The organism is Parapedobacter lycopersici, from assembly GCF_024643285.1.
GTDB classification, from domain to species: domain Bacteria; phylum Bacteroidota; class Bacteroidia; order Sphingobacteriales; family Sphingobacteriaceae; genus Parapedobacter; species Parapedobacter lycopersici.
Map to the genome: position 1 here is coordinate 167468 of NZ_JAMSLW010000006.1, position 21200 is coordinate 188667.

The 21200-nt window shown below is 48.3% G+C and carries 21 protein-coding genes, 2 tRNA genes and 1 riboswitch; of the genes, 17 read left to right on the forward strand and 6 right to left on the reverse strand.

What is annotated here, in order from left to right; genetic code table 11:
• Window positions 1-247 precede the first annotated feature (247 nt).
• The 7 genes from NEV57_RS13450 (at window position 248) to NEV57_RS13475 (ending at window position 7273) form a co-directional block, all read left to right on the forward strand.
• Window positions 248-724 carry a fatty acid desaturase family protein gene (locus NEV57_RS13450; RefSeq protein ID WP_257658856.1) on the forward strand — a complete coding sequence of 159 codons (477 nt, stop codon included), beginning with the start codon at window positions 248-250 and terminating at the stop codon, window positions 722-724.
• On the forward strand, window positions 630-980 hold the full coding sequence (locus NEV57_RS15820) for a fatty acid desaturase family protein (RefSeq protein WP_372340080.1): 351 nt from the start codon (window positions 630-632) through the stop codon (window positions 978-980). The genes NEV57_RS13450 and NEV57_RS15820 overlap by 95 nt, the downstream gene beginning before the upstream one ends.
• A gap of 18 nt (window positions 981-998) precedes the next feature.
• Window positions 999-2087: a 3-oxoacyl-ACP synthase III family protein gene (locus tag NEV57_RS13455; protein ID WP_257658857.1), complete on the forward strand. Its 1089-nt coding sequence runs from the start codon at window positions 999-1001 to the stop codon at window positions 2085-2087.
• 222 nt (window positions 2088-2309) lie between these two features.
• Complete coding sequence (locus NEV57_RS13460) at window positions 2310-2501, forward strand: cold-shock protein (protein WP_257658858.1); 192 nt, start codon at window positions 2310-2312, stop codon at window positions 2499-2501.
• Window positions 2502-2805: 304 nt separating this feature from the next.
• On the forward strand, window positions 2806-3666 hold the full coding sequence (locus tag NEV57_RS13465) for a sigma-70 family RNA polymerase sigma factor (RefSeq protein WP_257658859.1): 861 nt from the start codon (window positions 2806-2808) through the stop codon (window positions 3664-3666).
• Window positions 3667-4077: 411 nt separating this feature from the next.
• Entirely contained in the window at window positions 4078-6306 is a 2229-nt protein-coding gene (locus NEV57_RS13470) for a glycosyltransferase family 4 protein (RefSeq protein ID WP_257658860.1), read from the forward strand.
• A gap of 67 nt (window positions 6307-6373) precedes the next feature.
• On the forward strand, window positions 6374-7273 hold the full coding sequence (locus NEV57_RS13475) for an acyl-CoA desaturase (RefSeq protein ID WP_257658861.1): 900 nt from the start codon (window positions 6374-6376) through the stop codon (window positions 7271-7273).
• Between the two features lie 363 nt (window positions 7274-7636).
• On the opposite strand, the gene NEV57_RS13480 is transcribed toward NEV57_RS13475, so the two are convergent.
• Window positions 7637-7709: transfer RNA gene (locus NEV57_RS13480), tRNA-Met, on the reverse strand.
• A 110-nt stretch (window positions 7710-7819) separates the two neighbouring features.
• Between NEV57_RS13480 and era the strand changes: the two genes are divergently transcribed.
• The 4 genes from era to metF all read left to right on the forward strand — a co-directional run bounded on the left by era (window position 7820) and on the right by metF (window position 11179).
• Window positions 7820-8698 (forward strand): GTPase Era, encoded by an 879-nt coding sequence (era, locus tag NEV57_RS13485; RefSeq protein WP_257658862.1) that lies wholly within the window; start codon window positions 7820-7822, stop codon window positions 8696-8698.
• A gap of 81 nt (window positions 8699-8779) precedes the next feature.
• Window positions 8780-9361 (forward strand): 30S ribosomal protein S16, encoded by a 582-nt coding sequence (locus NEV57_RS13490; protein ID WP_257658863.1) that lies wholly within the window; start codon window positions 8780-8782, stop codon window positions 9359-9361.
• A 63-nt stretch (window positions 9362-9424) separates the two neighbouring features.
• Window positions 9425-9973, forward strand: coding sequence for a ribosome maturation factor RimM (gene rimM / locus NEV57_RS13495; RefSeq protein WP_307876449.1), 549 nt, complete (start codon window positions 9425-9427; stop codon window positions 9971-9973).
• Between the two features lie 63 nt (window positions 9974-10036).
• Window positions 10037-10144, forward strand: a riboswitch (SAM riboswitch).
• 78 nt (window positions 10145-10222) lie between these two features.
• Entirely contained in the window at window positions 10223-11179 is a 957-nt protein-coding gene (metF, locus tag NEV57_RS13500) for a methylenetetrahydrofolate reductase [NAD(P)H] (protein WP_257658864.1), read from the forward strand.
• A 9-nt stretch (window positions 11180-11188) separates the two neighbouring features.
• Here the strand turns inward: metF and NEV57_RS13505 are convergent, their stop codons facing one another.
• Window positions 11189-12859 (reverse strand): glutamine--tRNA ligase/YqeY domain fusion protein, encoded by a 1671-nt coding sequence (locus NEV57_RS13505; protein ID WP_257658865.1) that lies wholly within the window; start codon window positions 12857-12859, stop codon window positions 11189-11191.
• A gap of 104 nt (window positions 12860-12963) precedes the next feature.
• Between NEV57_RS13505 and NEV57_RS13510 the strand changes: the two genes are divergently transcribed.
• Window positions 12964-14292 (forward strand): FAD-dependent oxidoreductase, encoded by a 1329-nt coding sequence (locus NEV57_RS13510; protein ID WP_257658866.1) that lies wholly within the window; start codon window positions 12964-12966, stop codon window positions 14290-14292.
• Window positions 14293-14301: 9 nt separating this feature from the next.
• Here the strand turns inward: NEV57_RS13510 and NEV57_RS13515 are convergent, their stop codons facing one another.
• Window positions 14302-14775 carry an Lrp/AsnC ligand binding domain-containing protein gene (locus tag NEV57_RS13515; protein WP_257658867.1) on the reverse strand — a complete coding sequence of 158 codons (474 nt, stop codon included), beginning with the start codon at window positions 14773-14775 and terminating at the stop codon, window positions 14302-14304.
• Window positions 14776-15187: 412 nt separating this feature from the next.
• Here NEV57_RS13515 and NEV57_RS13520 point away from each other — a divergent pair, with 412 nt between their 5' ends.
• Window positions 15188-15568 (forward strand): hypothetical protein, encoded by a 381-nt coding sequence (locus tag NEV57_RS13520; protein WP_257658868.1) that lies wholly within the window; start codon window positions 15188-15190, stop codon window positions 15566-15568.
• Between the two features lie 159 nt (window positions 15569-15727).
• Here NEV57_RS13520 and NEV57_RS13525 read toward each other — a convergent pair.
• Window positions 15728-15809 (reverse strand) — tRNA-Leu (locus NEV57_RS13525).
• Between the two features lie 254 nt (window positions 15810-16063).
• Here NEV57_RS13525 and NEV57_RS13530 point away from each other — a divergent pair.
• The 3 genes from NEV57_RS13530 (at window position 16064) to NEV57_RS13540 (ending at window position 17702) form a co-directional block, all read left to right on the forward strand.
• Entirely contained in the window at window positions 16064-16486 is a 423-nt protein-coding gene (locus NEV57_RS13530; RefSeq protein ID WP_257658869.1) for a VOC family protein, read from the forward strand.
• A gap of 228 nt (window positions 16487-16714) precedes the next feature.
• The gene (locus NEV57_RS13535; RefSeq protein ID WP_257658870.1) at window positions 16715-17191 is read left to right on the forward strand and encodes a MarR family winged helix-turn-helix transcriptional regulator; all 477 of its coding nucleotides are present in this window, start codon (window positions 16715-16717) and stop codon (window positions 17189-17191) included.
• 1 nt (window position 17192) lies between these two features.
• Window positions 17193-17702, forward strand: a complete 510-nt coding sequence (locus tag NEV57_RS13540) for a transposase (protein WP_257658871.1) — start codon at window positions 17193-17195, stop codon at window positions 17700-17702.
• A gap of 112 nt (window positions 17703-17814) precedes the next feature.
• Here the strand turns inward: NEV57_RS13540 and NEV57_RS13545 are convergent, their stop codons facing one another.
• Both NEV57_RS13545 and NEV57_RS13550 read right to left on the reverse strand, forming a co-directional pair.
• Window positions 17815-18393, reverse strand: a complete 579-nt coding sequence (locus tag NEV57_RS13545; protein ID WP_257658872.1) for a YdeI/OmpD-associated family protein — start codon at window positions 18391-18393, stop codon at window positions 17815-17817.
• 340 nt (window positions 18394-18733) lie between these two features.
• Window positions 18734-19435, reverse strand: a complete 702-nt coding sequence (locus tag NEV57_RS13550) for a hypothetical protein (protein WP_257658873.1) — start codon at window positions 19433-19435, stop codon at window positions 18734-18736.
• 320 nt (window positions 19436-19755) lie between these two features.
• On the opposite strand from NEV57_RS13550, the gene msrB reads away from it, so the two are divergent.
• Window positions 19756-20931, forward strand: coding sequence for a peptide-methionine (R)-S-oxide reductase MsrB (msrB, locus tag NEV57_RS15855; RefSeq protein WP_307876450.1), 1176 nt, complete (start codon window positions 19756-19758; stop codon window positions 20929-20931).
• Window positions 20932-21200 lie beyond the last annotated feature (269 nt).

Genomic DNA, 21200 nt, shown 5'->3' on the forward strand with positions numbered 1-21200 from the left:
AGCATAAGCCCTAACTAAAATCGAAATCCTGTCGATTTAATTTTTGCTAAACAATACTTTTGCAAGTTTGTTTTCTTTAACGGGCAAATAATCCGATCTGCAAATTATAAAGCTACCCATTGTGCGTTTCGCACCCAGAGGCGCAGATAGCTTCTATGAAGCTGTGACGGAAAAAGTTTGAGCTTATTTTGAAAAGAATCAGCTTTCACCTTATGCAAATACGACCATGTGGATAAAAACATACTTCATGTTACTGCTTTACGTGGTGCCCTATGTCCTGATGGTTACGGGCCAGACAGCTGGTAATTATTGGCTGTATTTCGCGCTTTGGTTCCTGATGGGGTGGGGAATGGTAGGCATAGGCACGGCAGTCATGCGTGACGCCAATCATGGAACCTACTCGCCCAATAAAAAAGTGAACAGTCTGATCGGACGCATCCTGGAGATCGTGGGTAGTTATTCGGCAACATGGAAAATCCAGCACAATCTATTACATCATACCTACACCAACATTGAAGGTTTAGATGATGACATCAGTAGCATCAAATTGCTGCGCTTTTCTCCACGGCAGCTTTGGTATTGGTTCCATCGTTACCAATATCTTTTACGCCTGGTTTTTTTATATGAACATGACCCTTTTCTGGATGACGGCAAAGGACTACCTGCAGGCATCCGCCTTTGCAGCACCTATCAAATCGGAAGGAAAGATGCACATGGAAGATAGTTGGGTAATACATGAATTAGGCAATACGACTAACTTTGCACCGAAGAACCGAATATTATCCTGGTTTATTGGGGGCCTCAATTTTCAGATCGAACACCACCTTTTTACGGGAATCTGTCATGTTCATTATCCCAAAATTGCACCGATTGTCAAATCAACAGCATTAGCATTCGGGCTGCCTTATCACGAGCAGGAAACATTTATGAAAGCCCTGCTTCTGCATGCAAAAATGCTACAGCTCCTTGGAAAGGAATAATTCAAATATCACAACGCAATGGATCATCCGACTTATGCCGTTATTGTTGGAAGCGGCAGTTATATTCCGACCAGAAGAATACGAAACGGAGATTTCCTTGAACATGCCTTTTATGATCAGGATGGTACCAAGCTGAAAAAAATGAATGCGGAGATCATCGGGCAATTTGGCCGGATTACCGGTATCCAGGAAAGAAGGTACGTGACCGATGATCTGGTAGCCTCTGACATTGCCGCATTCGCCGGACAGGACGCGCTGGTGTCCAGCGGGATAGACGGGGAAACGCTGGATTATATCATCGTTGCCCATAACTTTGGCGACATCAGGGCAGATAACCGCAGAAGCGAATTCGTGCCGGCATTGGCATCCCGGGTTAAGCATCGTTTAACTATCAAAAACCCGTCAACCATCGCCTATGATTTGCCTTTCGGTTGTGCTGGCTGGTTACAAGGTGTGATCCAAGCAGATACTTACATCCGCAACAGCAGTGCCAAACGGGTATTGGTTATCGGAACGGAAACACTGTCGCGGATCTCCGATCCGCACGACCGGGATAGTATGATCTACGCTGATGGAGCCGGGGCTGTCGTCTTGGAAGCCAGGCAGAGTAACACACCGGTGGGCGTTCTGAGCCATGCCACTAAGTCTTACGCCGACGAACTGGCCTATGTATTACGCATGGGCAAATCTTCCAATCCTGAATACCGCCATGATCACCTGTTTCTCAAAATGAATGGTAGGAAGCTATACGAGTATGCGTTAAAGGCCGTGCCACAAACCATGAAGGAGTGTCTTGACCAAGCGGGTCTATCAGTCTCAGAAGTCAATAAAGTGCTGATCCATCAGGCAAATGAAAAAATGGACGAGGCGATCCTGAGGAACCTATTGGAACTATATGGCCTGAATAGCTCGCCAAAAGACATGATGCCCATGACGATTTCATGGCTCGGGAACAGTTCTGTGGCAACATTACCCACTTTATACGACTTGATGCATAAAGGGAAATTAATTGATCAAGCCCTGCAGAAAGGAAGCGTGGTTGTATTTGCCTCCATGGGCGCCGGCGTGAATATGAATGCCGTGGCGTATAAAATACCTACCGCTTAACCGCCTGCTCCATTATCAGTGTCGCGCAGGTTTCCGCTTGTGCAAAAGGTGTTGCATATTTTTACTATATCAAAATATGGTGTCTTGCAGCATCCATCAACTTCCGCGGTATACTTGGGAGCATAGGATCTCGCTCGACCGAAATAAAAAACGCTGAATTACAATATTTTATTCTTACCTTTAAGCCAATTAATAATTCAATTAATTTTTTATTCAAAAGCCATGCAAGAAGGCGTAGTAAAATTTTTCAATGAGACTAAGGGTTTCGGTTTCATCACCCCCAAAGACGGTGGACGAGAGATATTTGTTCACTCTTCCGGGTTGAAAGACCAGATCCGCGAAAATGATGATGTTTCATTTGAAGTCGAGCAGGGCCAAAAGGGCCTCAACGCAGTAAACGTAAAATTGAATTAATTTCTATTTTTCAGATATTGTATGAAGACCACCGGGCATTAACCCTGGTGGTTTTTTTATTCCTTCCACACCGCGCTTACAGGACGCAAAGTGTACGAGTTCTTAGTTATTGACTATTTACAGTCATTGAATGATGTAACTTGCGATGACTTGTTTATAAGTGTTAGCACACGACAGCACTCACACCTGGTTGAGCACGGGTATTCAGAAGGGATGGCGCAACGGTAGCGTATTATCGGGGTTTCTCCAATTTGTCCGACTTAATTGCCTACATTTACAGCATACCTTCACACGAAAGCAGCACATGAGACAACTGAAAATATCCGAATCGATTACCAACCGCGAAAATCGATCCCTGAACAGCTATTTGCATGATATAAGTAAATATGACATGCTTACCGGCGAGGAAGAAGTCGCGCTGGCCGTCCGGATACGTACGGGAGATACTGCTGCGCTGAACCGGTTGGTCAATGGCAACCTTAGGTTTGTGATTTCGGTGGCCAAGCAATTCCAGCATCAAGGCGTGGTGCTTGAGGATCTGATCAACGAGGGAAACCTTGGGCTGGTCACAGCGGCGAAACGGTTTGACGAGACACGCGGTTTCAAATTTATATCCTATGCCGTCTGGTGGATCAGGCAGAGCATTATGTCGGCCATTTCCGTGCAGTCGCGCACGGTCCGTCTGCCATTAAACCAGATTGCTGATTTGGTCAAAGTGAAGCGGTCGCAATCCGAGCTGGAGCAGCAGTTGGAGCGTGAACCCACCGTGGAGGAGCTGGCCGAGGTGCTTGGCGTTTCGTCTGAGCGGTTGGGCCGCATATTGTTAAACGGCAACAAGCAGGTTTCGGTAGATGCTCCCTCCCTTCACTCGCACGAAATGAGCTTATTGGATTCGTTGCCGGACGGCGGGGTGCCGACGGACCATCGGGCGATGAGCGACTCATTGGAAATTGTTGTCGGAGATGCGATATGCAGGCTTCCCCAACGGGAGCAACTGGTGCTGAAACTATTTTTCGGACTCGGCGGGGCTGAACCGAAAAACCTTGGAGAAATCAGCCGTCAATTGGGATTGACTACCGAACGTGTGAGGCAGATCAAAACCAAGGCATTGGCTTGGTTGCAGCATTCTACGGAAGGGAGAAAGCTGTTCCACTTCAGGAGTTAATCTTTCCTGCGCTTCTCTGCCTGTTTTTCCTTCTTGTCTGCCCGTTTTTCCTTCAAGCTCTTTACAGCGGCCTTTTTGCCGCCTTCTTTCTTTGATCCTTTATCTTTTGTCATGATCGTATAGTTTATTTCTTGTAAGATAAGGTATTTAAATGAAATACCAGATATGTAGCCAAAAATGACTACATTTAACAACTTCGTATTGATCGACCGGTTCTTCCCCGCTTCCGTACCAATCCAGTCATCACATCCAGGGAACAATTCATGCTAGCGTTTTCGACCGTTAAATAATTACACCCAAGAGACGTGTATAAATTGCCATAAATAAAAGGCAATAAATTAAAGCAATCGCTTGAGTGCGGTTGAAAGCAAACAAACGGTGAAAACCTACACTCATAAATAATTTAATCAGATGAAAATCGCTTTTATAGGCACTTACGCCCCCCGCCAATGCGGTATCGGGTCATTTACACAGCACCTCTTCCAATCTACCGGCGACGGTTCCGGGACATCAGGCAATTTTGTCGTCGCCATCAATGATCCCGGCAGTACTTATATGTATCCTCCGGAAGTGAAATTTATCATCGACCAGGACGAACATGGCACGTACCTCAAGGCGGCTGAGTTCATTAACCAAAACCAGGTGGATGTATGTATTGTCCAGCACGAATTTGGAATTTTCGGCGGGCAGAACGGCATATTCATCCTGACGTTGCTGCATAGTCTGGAGGTTCCTGTGATGGCTACGTTCCACACCGTGCTCAATAAGCCATCCTACAATCAACTGGCGGTGATGAAAGAAATCACCAGGGTAGCCAGCAAATTAATCGTCATGGCCCACAAGGCAGCGGAGATACTACGGCAAACGTATGGGGTACCGGCAGAAAAAATCGAACTGGTGCCCCATGGTGTGCCGCCCATCCGGTACGATCGGACGGCAGCCCGGCTGGAGTTGGGGCTGGAGACGAAAAGGGTATTGCTGACATTTGGTTTTCTTGGCCGAAACAAAGGGATCGAAACCGCTATATGCGCTTTGCCGAGGGTCGTAGCGAAATACCCCGACGTAGTGTACGTTGTACTTGGAAAAACACATCCCAATGTGGTCAAGCACGCGGGCGAAGAATACCGGTTGTTTTTGCACCGGTTGGTCAAGAAACTGGGCCTCGAAGACCACGTGGTATTCCTCAACCAGTACGCGTCGGAAGACGATTTGTTCAAATACCTCGCCGCTTCCGACATTTACCTCACACCCTACCTCAATGAGGCGCAGATTACCAGCGGTACCCTGTCCTATGCAGTCGGTGTCGGTTCAGCCGTCGTATCCACTCCCTATTGGCACGCGGCCGAGCTGTTGGCCGAAGGACGGGGAGAGTTATTTAACTTTGCTGATGAGGAGCAACTGACCAACCTATTGGTAGATTTACTTGCACATCCTGATAAATTAGAAGCTTTGCGGGATAAGGCGGGAGAATACGGAAAAACCATCACCTGGCCGAAAACGGGCGCAAGATACCATGAACTTACCAGAGATCTCATGGCCAACGTCCCTAAAGCGATCCTCAAAAAGGATCCGGCATTGGACCGCAGCATACTGCCTCCATTGCGCTTCGACCACATCGAACGGCTCACGGATCGTGTGGGCATATTCCAGCATGCCAACTTCGGGATTCCGAATTACAACGAAGGGTATTGCCTTGATGACAATGCACGGGCACTGCTCATGATGCTGATGGCTTATAGGAGGACCAACAGCGAGCAGGCGCTCAAATATATCGCTGTTTACCTTGGCTACCTGAATTATGCGCAGAACACGGATGGCACCTTCCGGAACTTTATGGGGTTCAATCGGAGTTTCCTCGATGATGTGAGCTCGGAGGATGCCTTTGGAAGGGCTATCTGGGCGCTCGGCTATGCCATTGCCTATTCGCCGATGGATGCCTATTATCAGGTCGTGCAACGGCTGTTCTCCAATGCAGCACCCCATTTTGAACACCTGAAGTCCATCCGGAGCATTGCCAATACGCTTATCGGCCTCTATTATTATTTGAAAGACAATCCGTCAAACGAAGAGATGTCCGAACTAACGCGGAAGCTGGCCCAACGTCTTTATGATGCCTATCAACTACACCGGACAGACACCTGGCATTGGTATGAATCGCTTTTGGCCTACGACAATGGGCTGCTGCCCATGGCCATGCTGTGTGCCGCCGAGATGACAAACAATGCATCGTTCAGGGACGTGGCATTTGAAAGTCTGCAATTCCTGGAATCGCATACGCTTTCCAAAGGACATCTGAGCCTCATCGGCAATGAGAATTGGTACAGGCAAACCGGCGCTCCCTCACCTTTTGCCCAACAGCCCATTGATGCCATGGCTATGGTGCTGCTTTACTTCCAGGCCTACAGCTATGCGGGAGATCCCCGTTACCTCAGCCGGCTGTATACGTCATTCATGTGGTTCTTGGGCGAGAACGATCTCCGCGTGAGTATGTATGATTTTGACACCCAAGGTTGCTGCGATGGATTGCAACGCGACGGCGTAAATCGTAACCAGGGTGCAGAAAGCACGCTGGCGTATCTTATTTCGTATCTGGCGCTGCAACATACCTTTGAAAAGCCCTACGGCAGCATCGTATCATGACTGGGCGCGATCAGAAAATAAATACAGGCATTAGTTTGGTGTTTTTCCAACTAAATAACCTACCTTTATGATAATTAATAAGATACAGATACACGTCTCCGGGTTACCACTTTCCTCCTACCGCAGCCAAAGTGGGCTTTACTATTCGATCTCTGCATCCATCGTTTACATTTTAAAGCCCATTATCATGGTCATTTTGTTTTTTTTCATAGGGATATGGTATCTCTCGTTGTTTTCGCAGACCTTTTTCCAGCATCGGTATGCAGCGCATGGCTCATTTACGATGAGCCGGTTCTGGGAACGTTTTTTCTTCGTGTTTTCATATATTACGCAGGGCTCTTCCTACATGAGCCCACGGGCCTACGCCATCATGCACCGCATGCATCACGCGTATACCGATACCGAAAGGGATCCCCATTCGCCTAACTTCTCATCAAATATCTTTGCCATGATGTGGCGTACACGGAACATCTACCTCGACATTGACAGGAGGCGTATGCAGGTGGAGGAGCGATTTACAAAAAACCTACCAAACTGGGAGCGGCTTGACCGGTGGGGCAATACGCCGCTTTCGAGAGTGCTGTGGGCAGCCGCTTATATAGCCTTTTTTCTCGTGTTTGCCAGCAGCTTCTGGTGGTTCCTGCTGCTTCCCATCGTCGTTACCATGGGTGCCTTTCATGGGGCTGTGATCAATTGGTTTGCGCATAAATACGGTTACATCAATTTCAGACTTAAAAACACTTCACGAAACCTACTGGTGGTTGACGTACTGATGCTCGGCGAGTCTTATCACAACAACCATCATAAACACCCTTCTTCGGTTAACTTCGGTAGGCGCTGGCACGAAATCGATCCGGTATACCCTGTTGTCCTCTTATTGAAGTGGCTACGGATTATCAACTTCCCGAAAGCAAGCATGTCGGCCCTCGAAGTTCGTCAGGAAAAACCATCAAATCACGTTGAATAATAAAGAAAGGGTACCGTCATCCAGTCCTCGAATGAAATGCGGGATCCCCCTTGCGACCGCAACCGAGTGGCTCAGCCGATAGAAAAGATAAGCCGGCGTCATCTTGGATTTTCTCTATCTAGTAGCAAAGAATTACGGAAAGAGAGAGGCTGTACAAGAAACCTATATCCCAAAGGAGATGTCGAGCTCCCTAAAAACATCATCAGGTCATTGATAATATTATTTTTTAGACTGATAGGGATAAAAGTATAAGAAGCGTTGTAGTGATTGTCGAACTGGCTTTGGCCGACTTGTAATAGTTTGGGCAACAGGATTTTATTGGCATAAAAAAGGGAAACTACCATGGTATGGTGTTTCCCTATGTAGCGGGGATTGGACTCGAACCAATGACCTTCGGGTTATGAGCCCGACGAGCTACCAACTGCTCCACCCCGCAATGTATTTTAAAAATTCCGTCAATCGCTGGCGGAATATTGTTAATTCTCTTCCGAATTGGACTGCAAAGATATAATTTGTTTCTTTGCAAAACAAATCAAAAACACAAAAATGTCGCATAACGCTGGATTCGTGAGTATTATTGGTAAACCAAATGCGGGGAAGTCTACCCTGATGAACGCATTGGTGGGAGAGAAGATGTCAATTGTTACACCCAAGGCCCAAACCACCAGGCACCGGATTATCGGAATCGTAAACGAACCGGATTACCAGATCGTATTCTCGGATACGCCGGGTGTCATCAAGCCAAACTATACGCTCCAGGCCTCCATGATGAATTTCGTACAGGGCTCGCTTATTGACGCGGATATTATTTTGCTGGTAACGGATATTCATGAGAAGTATGATGAATCAGACGTTATTGCGAAACTGCAGAAAACGGCTTCACCCGTGGCGGTACTTATCAATAAGATCGACCAGTCGGACGAAGCAGAGGTGAAAAATAAAATGCGGTACTGGGAGGACACGATACACCCCCAGGCGATTTTTGCCGTATCGGCATTGCATGGGCACAACATACAGGCCGTCATGCAGTTTATCTTGGATCACCTGCCCGAGCATCCGCCGTATTATGAAAAGGATGCGTTGACGGATAAATCCGAGCGGTTTTTCGTTTCTGAAATTATCCGTGAGAAAGTATTCAAACTTTATGAAAAGGAAATACCATACAGCACCGAAGTGGTGATTACCTCCTTTAAGGAAGAACAGACAATCACCCGCATCAGCGCGGAGATCATCGTGGAGCGGGATTCCCAGAAAAACATCCTGATCGGAAAGGCGGGCAGCATGATCAAAAAAGTGGGAACCTACGCCCGGCAGGATATTGAGGAATTCCTGCAGCAAAAGGTCTTCCTGGAGCTTTTCGTAAAAGTCATTCCTGACTGGCGTAAAAAAGATAATTACCTGAAACGCTTTGGTTATGAACATTAAAAAATAAATAACTATCTTTGCAGCCCCGCAGCGGACGCTACCGGGGCTATGTTGGATACATAATTTATTTAAAACAAAAGAATGGCAACTAAAATCAGATTGCAAAGACACGGTAAAAAAGGCAAGCCTTTTTACCACGTAGTAGTAGCAGATTCGCGTGCACCACGTGATGGTAAATTTATTGAGCGCATCGGTTCCTACAATCCCAACACCAACCCCGCCACCATCGACTTGAATTTCGATAAGGCGCTTGATTGGTTAAATAAAGGCGCCCAGCCGACAGATACCACACGGGCAATCCTGTCCTATAAAGGGGTGCTGTATAAAAAACACCTGCAGGGTGGTGTGAAAAAGGGAGCATTCGACGAAGCCGCAGCCGAGGTTAAGTTTGAAGAGTGGCTGAAAGGCAAAGAAGCCCAAATCCAGGGTAAAAAAGATGGATTGGCACAAACGAAAGAAGAATCGAAAAAAGCAGCATTAGTAGCAGAAGCTAAGAAAAAGGCAGAGATCGCTGCTGCTGTTGAAGCAAAAAATACCCCTCCTGCAGAAGAAGTGGCTGAGGAAGAAGCGACTGAAGCCGAAGCACCTGTTGCTGAAGCAACGGATGTCGTAGAAGAAGCATCAGCTGATGCCGCAGAAGGAGAAGAAAAAACGGAAGAATAATTTTTTACATCCCGTAGCAAAAAGCCGATCCGGAGAGCAATCTACCTGGAACGGCTTTTTTGTTTGGGATCCAGTACACATTACCGCGCCATGGCATTTGAAGGGAATTTTTATATCGGTTACCTCAGCAAAACCCGGGGACTCAAAGGTGAGCTGCAGTTATTTTTCGAATTTGACGACTACCGGGCACTGGAGCTGGATGTGCTTTTTCTGGCAATAGACCGAAAGCTGGTGCCTTTTTTCGTTACCCAGTGCAAACTGCAGTCCAACCGTACCGCTTACGTATTCCTGGAAGACGTTGACCATATTGACCAGGCCCAACCGTTGGTCCATAAGCAGGTATACCTCCCCGAAAGCAAGCGTCCGGAACGGCACCCCGATGATTTCCGGATCACGGACCTTAAGGGCTTCACTGTGCACGATCAGCTGCATGGCGAACTTGGCGAAATCATCGAGATCCATGAGTATCCCCAGCAATACATCGCCGTGGTGCCTTACCGGTTCAACGAGCTGATGTTTCCACTCAATGATGAAATTATCCGCGCCATTGACCGGGAAAAACAGCTGCTGGAAGTGGCCCTGCCCGATGGGCTTATCGATGTATATACCTAAACCGGACCGACAGACTGCCAATTCAAGTTTGTAATTCAACAAACTTTATCGATATTTGCCGACTGCTTATTGAGAAAGGCCGAGGGATTAGACCCAGCGAAGCCTTAGCAACCTGTGCTAACAAGGTGCTACATTCTACCCGGCGAGCCACGCTTCCGGGAAAGATAAGCCACAGCGGTATTCCCCTGTCCGTTCTCAAGCTAAGCACGCGTATGAAATTACAGGATTGCAATAGGCTTAGGCACTGATATGAAGATCACCGAACACATTAAGAACGCAAAAGGGCAGACCCTTTATTCATTTGAGATACTGCCCCCCGTAAAGGGACAGAGCATCCAGGCTATTTTTGATGCCATTGATCCGCTGATGGAGTTCAATCCCCCCTTCATTGATGTTACTTATCTGCGCGAAGATTATATTTACAAACAGCACCCGACTGGGTTGCTGGAAAAAGTAGCTTATCGTAAGCGGCCCAGTACTGTGGCTACCTGCGCTGCCATCATCAACAAATACAAAGTGGATGCGGTGCCACACCTCATCTGCGGCGGATTTACCAAAGAAGAAACGGAAAATGCACTGATCGACCTGCAATTTTTAGGAATCGATAACGTGCTGGTATTGCGCGGTGATGCCCGCAAAAGCGACAATGCATTCATCCCCACGCCCGGCGGCCATGCCTATGCCTCCGAATTGCTGCAGCACGTAGTCAATATGAACAGTGGCCGGTACCTGCATGAGGATATGGAGAATTCCGAGAAGACGGATTTCTGCATTGGTGTGGCTGCGTATCCGGAAAAACATTTTGAGGCACCCAACCTGGATACTGATTTTAAATACCTGAAGCAGAAAGTGGATCTGGGAGCCGATTTTATCGTTACCCAGATGTTTTTTGATAACAGTAAATATAAAGCATTTGTCGACCGTTGCCGGGCTAACGATATCCACATCCCTATTATCCCCGGACTCAAGCCGCTTACCAACAGTAAACAGCTGGTGAGCCTGCCCAAGGTCTTTCACCTGGATATTCCTTTCGAGCTTAGCCAGGCCGTGCAGGCGTGCACATCCGAGCAGCAGGTGCGTGAAGTGGGAGTGGAATGGATGATCCAGCAATGCAAGGAACTGAAAGAGATGGGTGCCCCCGTGCTGCATTTTTATACCATGGGGAATCCCAAACCCACAAAGCGGATCATCCAGGCTGTATTTTAGCCGTACGGACTATTGCTTCTGTGCTTCTTTCGCCCAGGTGTCGCGCAGCGTAACCGTCCGGTTAAATACGGGATTGTCCGGCGTTGAGCCGGTGTCCAGGGTAAAATATCCCTTTCGGATAAACTGATAACCTTTTCCCGGCTCGGCATGAAGCAGGTCGGGTTCGACATAAGCCTTTTCAATGACCTGTAAGCTGTCGGGATTGATGGATGCTGTAAAATCTTCATCCGCCGCCGGATTTTCTGCGTTGAACAGTCGGTCGTAGAGCCGTACGGTCACGGTTTTGGCATGGGGGACACTGACCCAGTGGATCGTTCCCTTCACCTTAAGCCCGCTGGTATCTTCGCCGCTTTTTGATTCCGGGATATACGTACACCGGATTTCCGTCACACGGCCATCCGCATCTTTCACAAAATCCGTGCACTGAACGACATAGGCGTGTTTAAGTCGTACCATTAAGCCCGGTGCCAGCCGGAAGAATTTTTTCGGCGCTTCCTCCATGAAATCTTCCCGTTCAATCCAGAGTTCCCGGCTGAAGGGAATCGGGCGCTCGCCCTCACCGCCTTCCACCTCCGGATTGTTTTCACCGGACAGGTGCTCCGTTTTTCCCTCGGGATAGTTGGTGATCACCAGTTTTACCGGGTCGAGCACCGCCATACGGCGCCACGCGGTCTTGTTGAGGTCTTCCCGGATACAGAATTCGAGCAGCCCCACGTCAATCACGTTTTCCCGCTTGGCCACCCCGATGCGCTCACAGAAATTGCGGATGCTTGTCGCGGTATAGCCCCGCCGGCGCAGTCCACTGATGGTAGGCATCCGCGGGTCATCCCAGCCCGTTACATAATTATTATTAACCAGTTGGAGTAGCTTCCGCTTGCTCATCACTGTATAATTGAGGTTAAGGCGGGCAAACTCATATTGTTTGGATGGGTAAATTTCCAATTGCTCAATCAGCCAGTTGTACAGTGGCCGGTGTGGAACAAATTCCAGGGTACATACCGAATGGGTGATTTCCTCAATGGCATCGCTTTGGCCGTGGGCAAAGTCGTACATCGGGTAAATGCACCAGCTGTCACCGGTACGGTGGTGGTGTGCATGCTTGATGCGATACAGCAACGGGTCGCGCAGATGCATGTTCGGGTTTGCCAGGTCAATCTTTGCCCGCAGCACTTTAGCCCCATCGGGGTATTTACCTTCCCGCATCTCGGCAAACAGACTGAGGTTTTCCTCCACGGACCGATCCCGGAAAGGCGTTGGTTTTCCCGGTTCTGTAGGGGTGCCCTTTGACGCAGCAATTTCCGCTGCCGTGCTGTCATCTACATAGGCCAATCCGTTTCGGATCAGCTTTGTCGCAAACTCATACAGCGTTTCAAAATAATCCGAAGTATACAGTTCCTCCGCCCACTCGAATCCCAGCCATTTGATGTCGTTCTTAATGCTTTCCACATAGGCCGTTTCCTCGGTGGTCGGGTTCGTGTCGTCAAACCGCAGGTTCGTTTTACCATGATAACGCTGGGCCAGTCCGAAGTTGAGCACAATGGATTTCGCATGCCCAATGTGCAGGTAGCCGTTAGGTTCCGGCGGGAAGCGCGTCAGTACGCGTCCGCCATGTTTGCCCGACCGGATATCCGCTTCGATAATCTCGGCGATAAAATTGACTGGTTTTTCTTCGTTTGCCATACCGCAAAGGTAATTATTTAACCGGTGTCAATTTCTAAAACCTGACAAAATAAACCATACTGACACAATTATGTCTAAATTTACGTCCTTTACTAAACAATACCATGAATAGACGACAGCTGTTATTAAACAAACGATATTTATTGTTTCTGGTGTGTTTGCTGCTGCCATTTCTCGGATGGTCCCAGCGCAGCAAGCGTCCGCAGGTACTCGTGTACGGCAGCGGGGTGGATGCCTATGCCGCGGCCCTGCAGTCAGCCAAGTCCAATCTGAATACCATATGGGTGCTGGAAGGCGATCAGGTTGCACCCGGGTTAACGGCACAGCCGGTAACACTGACCTCCGGCATCGACCTGGATGCGGGCCTGTGGGCCGATTTCCTCGCGGGAACCCTGAAGCACGAGCAACGAAGCGATTCCTTGTCGGCGATTGCCAAAAAGCGGATCAATCCCCAGATTGCCCGGAATGTCATCGACAGCGTCCTGGACGCGACCAGCAACCTGACCGTTATCCGTAATACGGATCCGGCTGCAGCCAAAAGAAAAGGGAAATATTGGCAGGTTGCCCTTACCAACGGTGAACGTTACCGGATCCCCGCCGTGGTTGACGCGTCGGGTGATGCCCGTCTTTACCGGCTGGCATTCGGGAATACAGATAGCATCCGGACCCGTTCCATGGTAGACAGTGGTTACTTTCAACCCGGGCCGTACGATGAACGTTCGCGTACCGGGGTAGCTGTAGGTCACTCCGGCGCGTATCCATTTACATTACCCCTGGCCGCATTGGTGCCGGCGGACGACAGCAACCTGTTTCTGACGCGGACAGTCCCTGTATTGCAGGCCCTGCTTGCCGGCACTCCGGAGGATATTCCGCTGCTGATGCATGTTGGGCAGGCGGTGGGTGCCGCAGCGGCGTATACGGCCTTTTTCAAGACAACATCCGATAAGCTGGACGTGCGGGTGATACAGGGGGAGCTCCTGCAGTACGGCAGCCGTTTAATGCCGTTCACGGACGTACGGATAGCGGATAAGAACTTTGCGGCGATCCAGCGGATCGGCGCGACCGGCCTGCTGAAGGGTGCTGCGGGTGAGACTTCCGGACAGTTCCTGTTTAATCCAGACGCCCCGGTATCGGCAGCGGAAATAAAACCGGTATTAAACCAGCTTTTTTCGAGGAGCCAGATCTGGTTTATAGACCACGCCGATATAGATACGATACAGCTGGCTGATCTTTTTTCCCTGGTTAAGTACATCGGCCAGCGCGGAGATGAGCTGGAAAGACAGGTAACACGGGGATGGTCACGAACCTTTCATTTTGAAGGCGAATACGATGGTACGCTGCCTGTCACACGCAGGTTGTTTGCTGTATTGCTGGACGCTTACTGCAAGCCCTTTGACGTAAGCGTGGGACTAAACGGTGTGATCCAGCGGTAAGTGCCGGGCCTATGTAAGCGTAATCTGCCGTTTGATACTCTCTTCCAGTGAAATAATGGTTTCGGTTCGCTGGATTCCCTTTACGGCCTGGATATCTTCGTTCAAAACCTTGCGCAGATGAGTCGTATCGTGGCAGATAATTTTCGCAAACATGCTGTATGAGCCGGTGCAATAGTGTAATTCCACCACTTCCTTTACCTGTTTTAGCTGTTCAACGGCATTATTGTACTGTGATCCTTTCTCTAAATAGATTCCCAGGAACGCAGTAATATCGAATCCAACCTTTTGGGGGTTAATTATTAGGTTTGATCCCCTTATTATTCCCATTTCTTCCATTTTTTTCATTCGAACATGAATAGTTCCGCCTGAAACAATTAGTTTTTTTGCTATTTCAGTGTACGGAATGGATGCATCATTCATTAAAATGGATAATATTTGGATATCTAAGTTATCAAGATCTAAATTTTCATATTTTTTTTCCATGTAAAATCAAATTTTTTTCAATTTATGTTGAAATTAAATATAAAAAATGAAAAAATTCACTTTTTTGTTATAAAAAATTATACTAAATGATTTATTTTATTAAATTTGTATTAACGAAACGCGAAAAAGTATGTAAAATTGATTTTTGTTTTGCCCTCCCTCAATTTAATATAGGTTTATAATTGGTTTTAGTGTAGAAGCTCCTCTCCCAAAGGAGCTTCTTCCGTTTAACGTATTTTCTGTTTTAAAATTTTGGTGATTAGCTGATGCTTTGTTAAAAATTTTTCAAAAATAGGCACTTATTTTCATTTGCAAATGAAAATTTAATAATTTCTATGGAAGACGGCGACAGGAATAGGTTTGCTTTGGCACAGGCTTTGCCTTTATTACCCTGAAAACAAAATTATCGATCATGAGAAAAAGTAGAATTAATGTATTAGGGGCATTGATGATCGTTTCATTAATGTTTATGGTTTCCTGCAGTAAGGATACCGATCCTTCGGAGACCGATTTATTTGTGGGTACCTACCGCGGGTCAATTTCGTACACCGACGGTGAAGAGAATATCAGCGATGCTGATGGCCGGGTTACGGTAGCTAAAGTGGGAGACACGTACACATTTGCCTTTGGTACTGGTATACCGAATATTACCGGTGTCAAATTCCAGGAAAGTGATGACGGCACCTACATCAGCATAGGCGAAGGCCTGACCGGTATTACGATCAGTGCAAGTAACCTGAATATGCTGGTTACCAATGACGAAGGTACATGGACGGCCGACTGCGAACGGTAGTTGGCGGGACTGATGCGATAAAAAGGGAAGTTATGCGATGACTTCCCTTTTTCATTTTCAGGACATGCCATTTGGTTTTCTGTACGGAATTGTACTGAATTTAGGTGCTTACATCAAAAAAGCCGTTACTACAGCAAGTGTAATAACGGCTTTCTTTCGTACCCAGGGCCGGGATCGAACCGGCATGGGTCGCCCCACTGGTGTTTGAGACCAGCGCGTCTACCAATTCCGCCACCTGGGCTTGTTATTGTAAAGTACGATTCCCGCTTGGGGCTGCAAATGTATTTATTAATCCGTTATCCGCAAAATATTTTGATAAATTTCACACCGCTGGTTTCGGGCTACCGGACGGAAACTTGGCGCAGTTCCCCCTGTATGTTGACCTGTTTTCCCGTTGTGGTTCGCGGCGGACTCCGTTACCTTTGTTGAGGTAAATACGGATTCACCCGGTGATACCCGACGTATATGTTTGACAGCAATTAAATACCATAACTCATGACACTCAATCCTTATTTAAACTTTGACGGTAATGCGGAAGAAGCTTTCCGCTTTTACCAGTCCGTATTCGGCGGCGAATTATTTGTTCAGAAGATGGGGGAGGCTCCCGGTTCCGAAAACCTTTCCGAAGCCGAAAAGAACCGGGCGATGCACGTAGCCATCCCTATTGGCAACGGACAATTCCTGATGGCATCGGACTGTGTGCCGTCCATGGGACAGGTGCTCCAGGTGGGAAATAACAATTACATTTCCATTATGCCCGATAGCCGCGAGGAAGCCGACCGGCTATTCAACGGCCTCTCTGCCGGGGGCAAGGTCGAAATGCCGATGGCGGATATGTTCTGGGGCGATTATTTCGGATCTTTTCAGGACCGGTTCGGTGTCTGCTGGATGATCAATTTCAATACCAATACACCGTAAAGCCAAATCCAGCCGTTGCAAGTCGTAACGGCTGGACTTCTGCGATCCTGTCGCCGGGGCTGTGTCACCTTACTTACCTATTCCAGCGGAAATACTGTCCCCCCGGGTGCATTCCACATGCGCCTGATAAATATGGATAAGGCCGATTGTTAAAATAAACGGTTGCTGTCCTGTCCCTTTAATTATTTTATTATCTTTGCAAATAAGATAATTAATTGAAAAGATATTATGACGGATAAATCCAAAGAAGCGGCACCTTCATCTGTGGCTTCACTCACCCGGTTGGGCCGGCAGATTTCTGACGCGACAATTTTCATGCACCAGGCCATTGCCCGCAATGCAGGCTTAACAGGAACGGACCACAAATACCTGCGTATCGTGCTGGAAAGCGAGCGGATTACCGCAGGTGAACTGGCCAGACAGACAGGGCTGACCACGGGTGCCGTTACCGGCCTGATCGACCGGTTGGAGAAGAAGGAGCTGGTGAGGCGTGAGTTGGATCAGCGTGACCGGCGAAAGGTATGGATCTTACCCCTGCGGGAGAACGCAGACAGACTGTTTGAAAACTCCCACCTAGACCTGCGGGAACAGGTGGCCCGCCTGATCGCTACCTTCAATGCCGAAGAAATCCGGGCAATTGAACGGTACCTAACTGCCTCCGTCGGGATCATGAATCAGATTACCCGTAAATTAAATAACCAATAGTATGAATGACATTTCTGCGAACTACCTCACGCGGGCCGAAATCTGGCTTTGCGTCACCACACTGGCTTATTTTTTCATGAATGGAGCCCAATTGTTCGAAACGGCAACGCTTGTTCCCAAATGGTCGGCCGCACCACCCGAATCATTGCATTATTTCCGTGGTAAATTTGGCCTCGATCTCAAAACCTTCTGGATCGTCATCCATTCACTGCATGAGATCACGTTTATTATGGCGATCATTTTCTGCTGGAAACTGGACATCCGGTATCCGTTATTGCTCCTGTTTGCCATTCATATGGCTGTGCGTATATGGACGCTGGCATACTTCGCTCCCAATATCATGGCCTTCCGGAAGATAGCGAACCTGGGGACTGTTCCGGATGGGATGGATCTGCTTAGCCGTGCCACATGGTGGCGGAACCTGAACTATATCCGTGTAGCTATTTTTGTTGCTGTTTCCCTGGGGTTGGTCCCGTTGTGCATTAAGTTGTTGAATATGCGGACCGGTTAACGGTATTGAACAGGCGTGATACGACCGGTAAACCCGGTTGGCACTGTTGGAGAATCAGGAGGTTGTGCCCCGGAGACCTACTATACGATGCGGCAGGCAGAAACAGCGGGTGTCAGTCATCCAACCCTTTCCCGGCTAAGATTTTCGGCAGGCACTTTTCCACCCTTGACATCCGGGTTTTAGCCTGTTTGGCTTGCGAAAAGTGAAAAATATAAGCGCGTTGCCTACCCGGGGTCAGGTGCTCAAAGGCTTTTTTCAATGCGGGTATTTCATCCAGTTTTTCCTGAAATTCTTCCGGAATGATGAAATCCGATGTTTTCTTCAACACCACTTTCAATCCGGCTTTTTCCACTTCAATCGCTTCATGAATATAAGCCTTCAGCGTGCGTTCCTGCGCAATGATCTCGGCTACACTGGTGAACCGGATCTGGCGGGCTGCTTGGACATTGGCCGATTGCCGGATGAGTATACCCTGCTCGTCGGTTAACAGGGCACCCTTAAAAAAGAGTAACGCACAATATGCCTTAAATCCATGAATAAGCACAATGTTGCGGTTTTGGAGGGTGTAGCAAGGCTGCCCCCATTTCAATTCTTCGGACAGGCCGCAATCCAGGACGATCGTTCGCAGCTTCTGGAAGGCTTCCTGCCATACCGTGTCTTCGTCGAAAAACCAGTTAACCTTTGGGTTCATTTGTTCTGTTATCGATTTATTTCATCTAATATAGCATATTCTTTTTAATACGGTGCCGCTTCGGGCTGGCTTCGGGATTTATCCGGCCCTGCTTCGGGACCGCCTCGGCCATTCTTCGGGGATTGGTTCGAAGGTCTTCGGAACGCAATGCATTGCACACCGAGCAGCCCCGAAGCGCGGTCGAAGCGGAGTCGAACCCGACTCGAACAAGGGTCGAACAAGTCCCGAAGCGGACTCGAACAACACTCGAACAACACTCGAAGAACGCTCGAACACAGGAAGGGCAGCAGGCCATACATGCCCACTGCCCGGAATCCAAACAAACACAACTAACACTACGTTAATGTTCATGCCCGTGCTCGGCATGAATCTCGAATTTCAGTTCCAGCACATTGTTGCCGGCGAATGTTTCAGCGTAATCGCCGCGGTTCCAGTCGGTCCGTTCGATCGTTCCCTTTACTCCCGGATCCAGCTTGCGCAGCACATACGTCACCGCTTTGGTGCCGCCTTTATTGTCGTGGCCAATGACGAAGTAACTCAGGATGCCCGTTGTTTCATATTTCCCGTCCACGGCCGTGCCGTTTCCATAGGTCTGTTCACGGGGTTGGAAAATAGCGCCGCTCTCATCATCCGAATCAGGATTCAATGTGAAGTCTCCGCCAATGAGGAAGGCTTTATACTGGTCGGCCGTTGCCTTATCGGTTAGAAAATCCGGCTGGACTTCCCGGCCGTCGTAATCCCAAGCTTTTAGCCCGATCTTGTAAACGGCGTCTGCTTCGAGGTGCAGGTGGCCATTGGAAGTGGCATTTCCCTGTTCGTCGAATGTAATGCGGATGGATTCACCCTCGGTACCTCCATCCAGGCCATGGAAATGATCGCCATGCGCTTCAACCGCTTCGCCACTCACCTCAGTGAACGTTAATTCCGCCCGTTGGATACCTTCGGGAATGGGGCTGCCATCGTCATCCTTGTTGCAGGATGCCAACGCAAAAAGCGTGATTGTAAATAAGGAAAGTACCGCAAGTCTGTTTCGTTTTTTCATTGTCATTTACATTTAATTTATAGTTTATGGATTTAATATTGCATCTTAGTTGCATTTGATTAATGCCACAAAGATGCATTTAAGTTTTTATTCCAGCAACTTTTTTTCAATGGATTTATTTTTTCTTTTTGGTATGTCGCATCCGTCCATGTCCGGGCAGGCCGGAAGGCCATTTTTTTGTCACCTTATATCCCGTTTGGTGTTTGTTTGTGGAATTACGCGGATAATACCCTAAATTTGTATATGAAGCCACCGCTTCCGGGCACCGGCCGGTAGTTGGCTTTGCATGGAGTAAAACGAGTTAATTAAACAGCAACACCATGAAAAAAACAGTCAGCACATCGATCTTATTGGTATTGGGCATGGCCGTAATGGGCAGTGTGCTTTATCATACATTAAACAAAAAAGAGGTTATGGAAACGGAAGCGAATCAACCAATGGGCAACATCGATTTAACCGCCAATAGCAATACGGCCAACCTGCCGCCGATCAGCCGGTCTTCAGACGTCATCTATTTTGCGGGGGGGTGTTTCTGGGGCACGGAATATTTCTTCCAGCAGGTCCGCGGTGTTTCGGCCACGGAAGTGGGGTATGCTAACGGGAATACCAAAAACCCGACCTATGAAGAGGTTGTGCGCCATAACACCGGTTTTGCCGAAACCGTCAAGGTTACATATGATCCCCGGCAGGTGGACCTGAACCTGCTGCTCGACCTGTATTTTAAGGCGATTGATCCGACGAGCCTGAACCGGCAGGGAAACGATATCGGTACGCAGTACCGCACAGGCGTTTACTATACCCACGAAGACCAGCTGCCCTGGATACAGGCTGCCGTCAAAACGGTGTCGGGTTATTACGATAAACCCGTCGTGGTGGAGGTGCTGCCATTGAAGAATTTCTACACCGCGGAAGAATACCACCAGGATTACCTGGTGAAGAACCCGAACGGATATTGCCACATCAGTCCAGCGCTGTTTGAATTCGCCCGAAAGGCGAACGAAGCGAAAAAGCAGGCGGAAACAACAGCCTATGAAAAACCGGATGATGCTACGCTGCGTAAAGTGCTTTCCCGCGAACAATATGCGGTAACACAGCAAAATGCAACGGAAAAGCCATTCGAGAATGAATATTGGAATGAATTCCGCGAGGGGATTTATGTGGATGTAACGACGGGCGAACCGCTGTTTGTATCTACCGATAAATTTGAGTCAGGATGCGGCTGGCCCAGTTTCTCCAAACCCATCGATGAAGCATTGATCGACGAAAAAAGTGATAATTCCTTCGGTATGCGGCGTACGGAAGTCCGCAGCAAGGCCGGTGACGCCCACCTCGGGCACGTGTTTAACGACGGCCCCAAAGACCGGGGCGGTCTCCGATACTGCATCAACAGCGCTTCATTGCGTTTTATTCCCAAAGAAGAGATGGAACAGGAGGGATACGGCCGGTACCTGGCATTGGTAAAACCCAGCGATTCCGCCCTGGCCAGCCATAAATAGAACCGGTGTCATTGCCGGTATACACAGCAGCCGCACGTTATTGCACAACTAGGCATCAACGGGCGGCTGTTGCGTTTAAGAATGTCATAATAAACCGCACTCGCTAAGGGGGTGGGGTTGTCAATGTGCCGCCGGGATCAAAAAATTGACACCTATCTGCGATAGGAACAGCAGCAGGACGATTGCAATTGTTTTCATTGGTGTAATTTTAAAATAACAACACTTTCATCGCTCATTTTTTGCGGTATGTGTGTAACGGGTTTCATCGC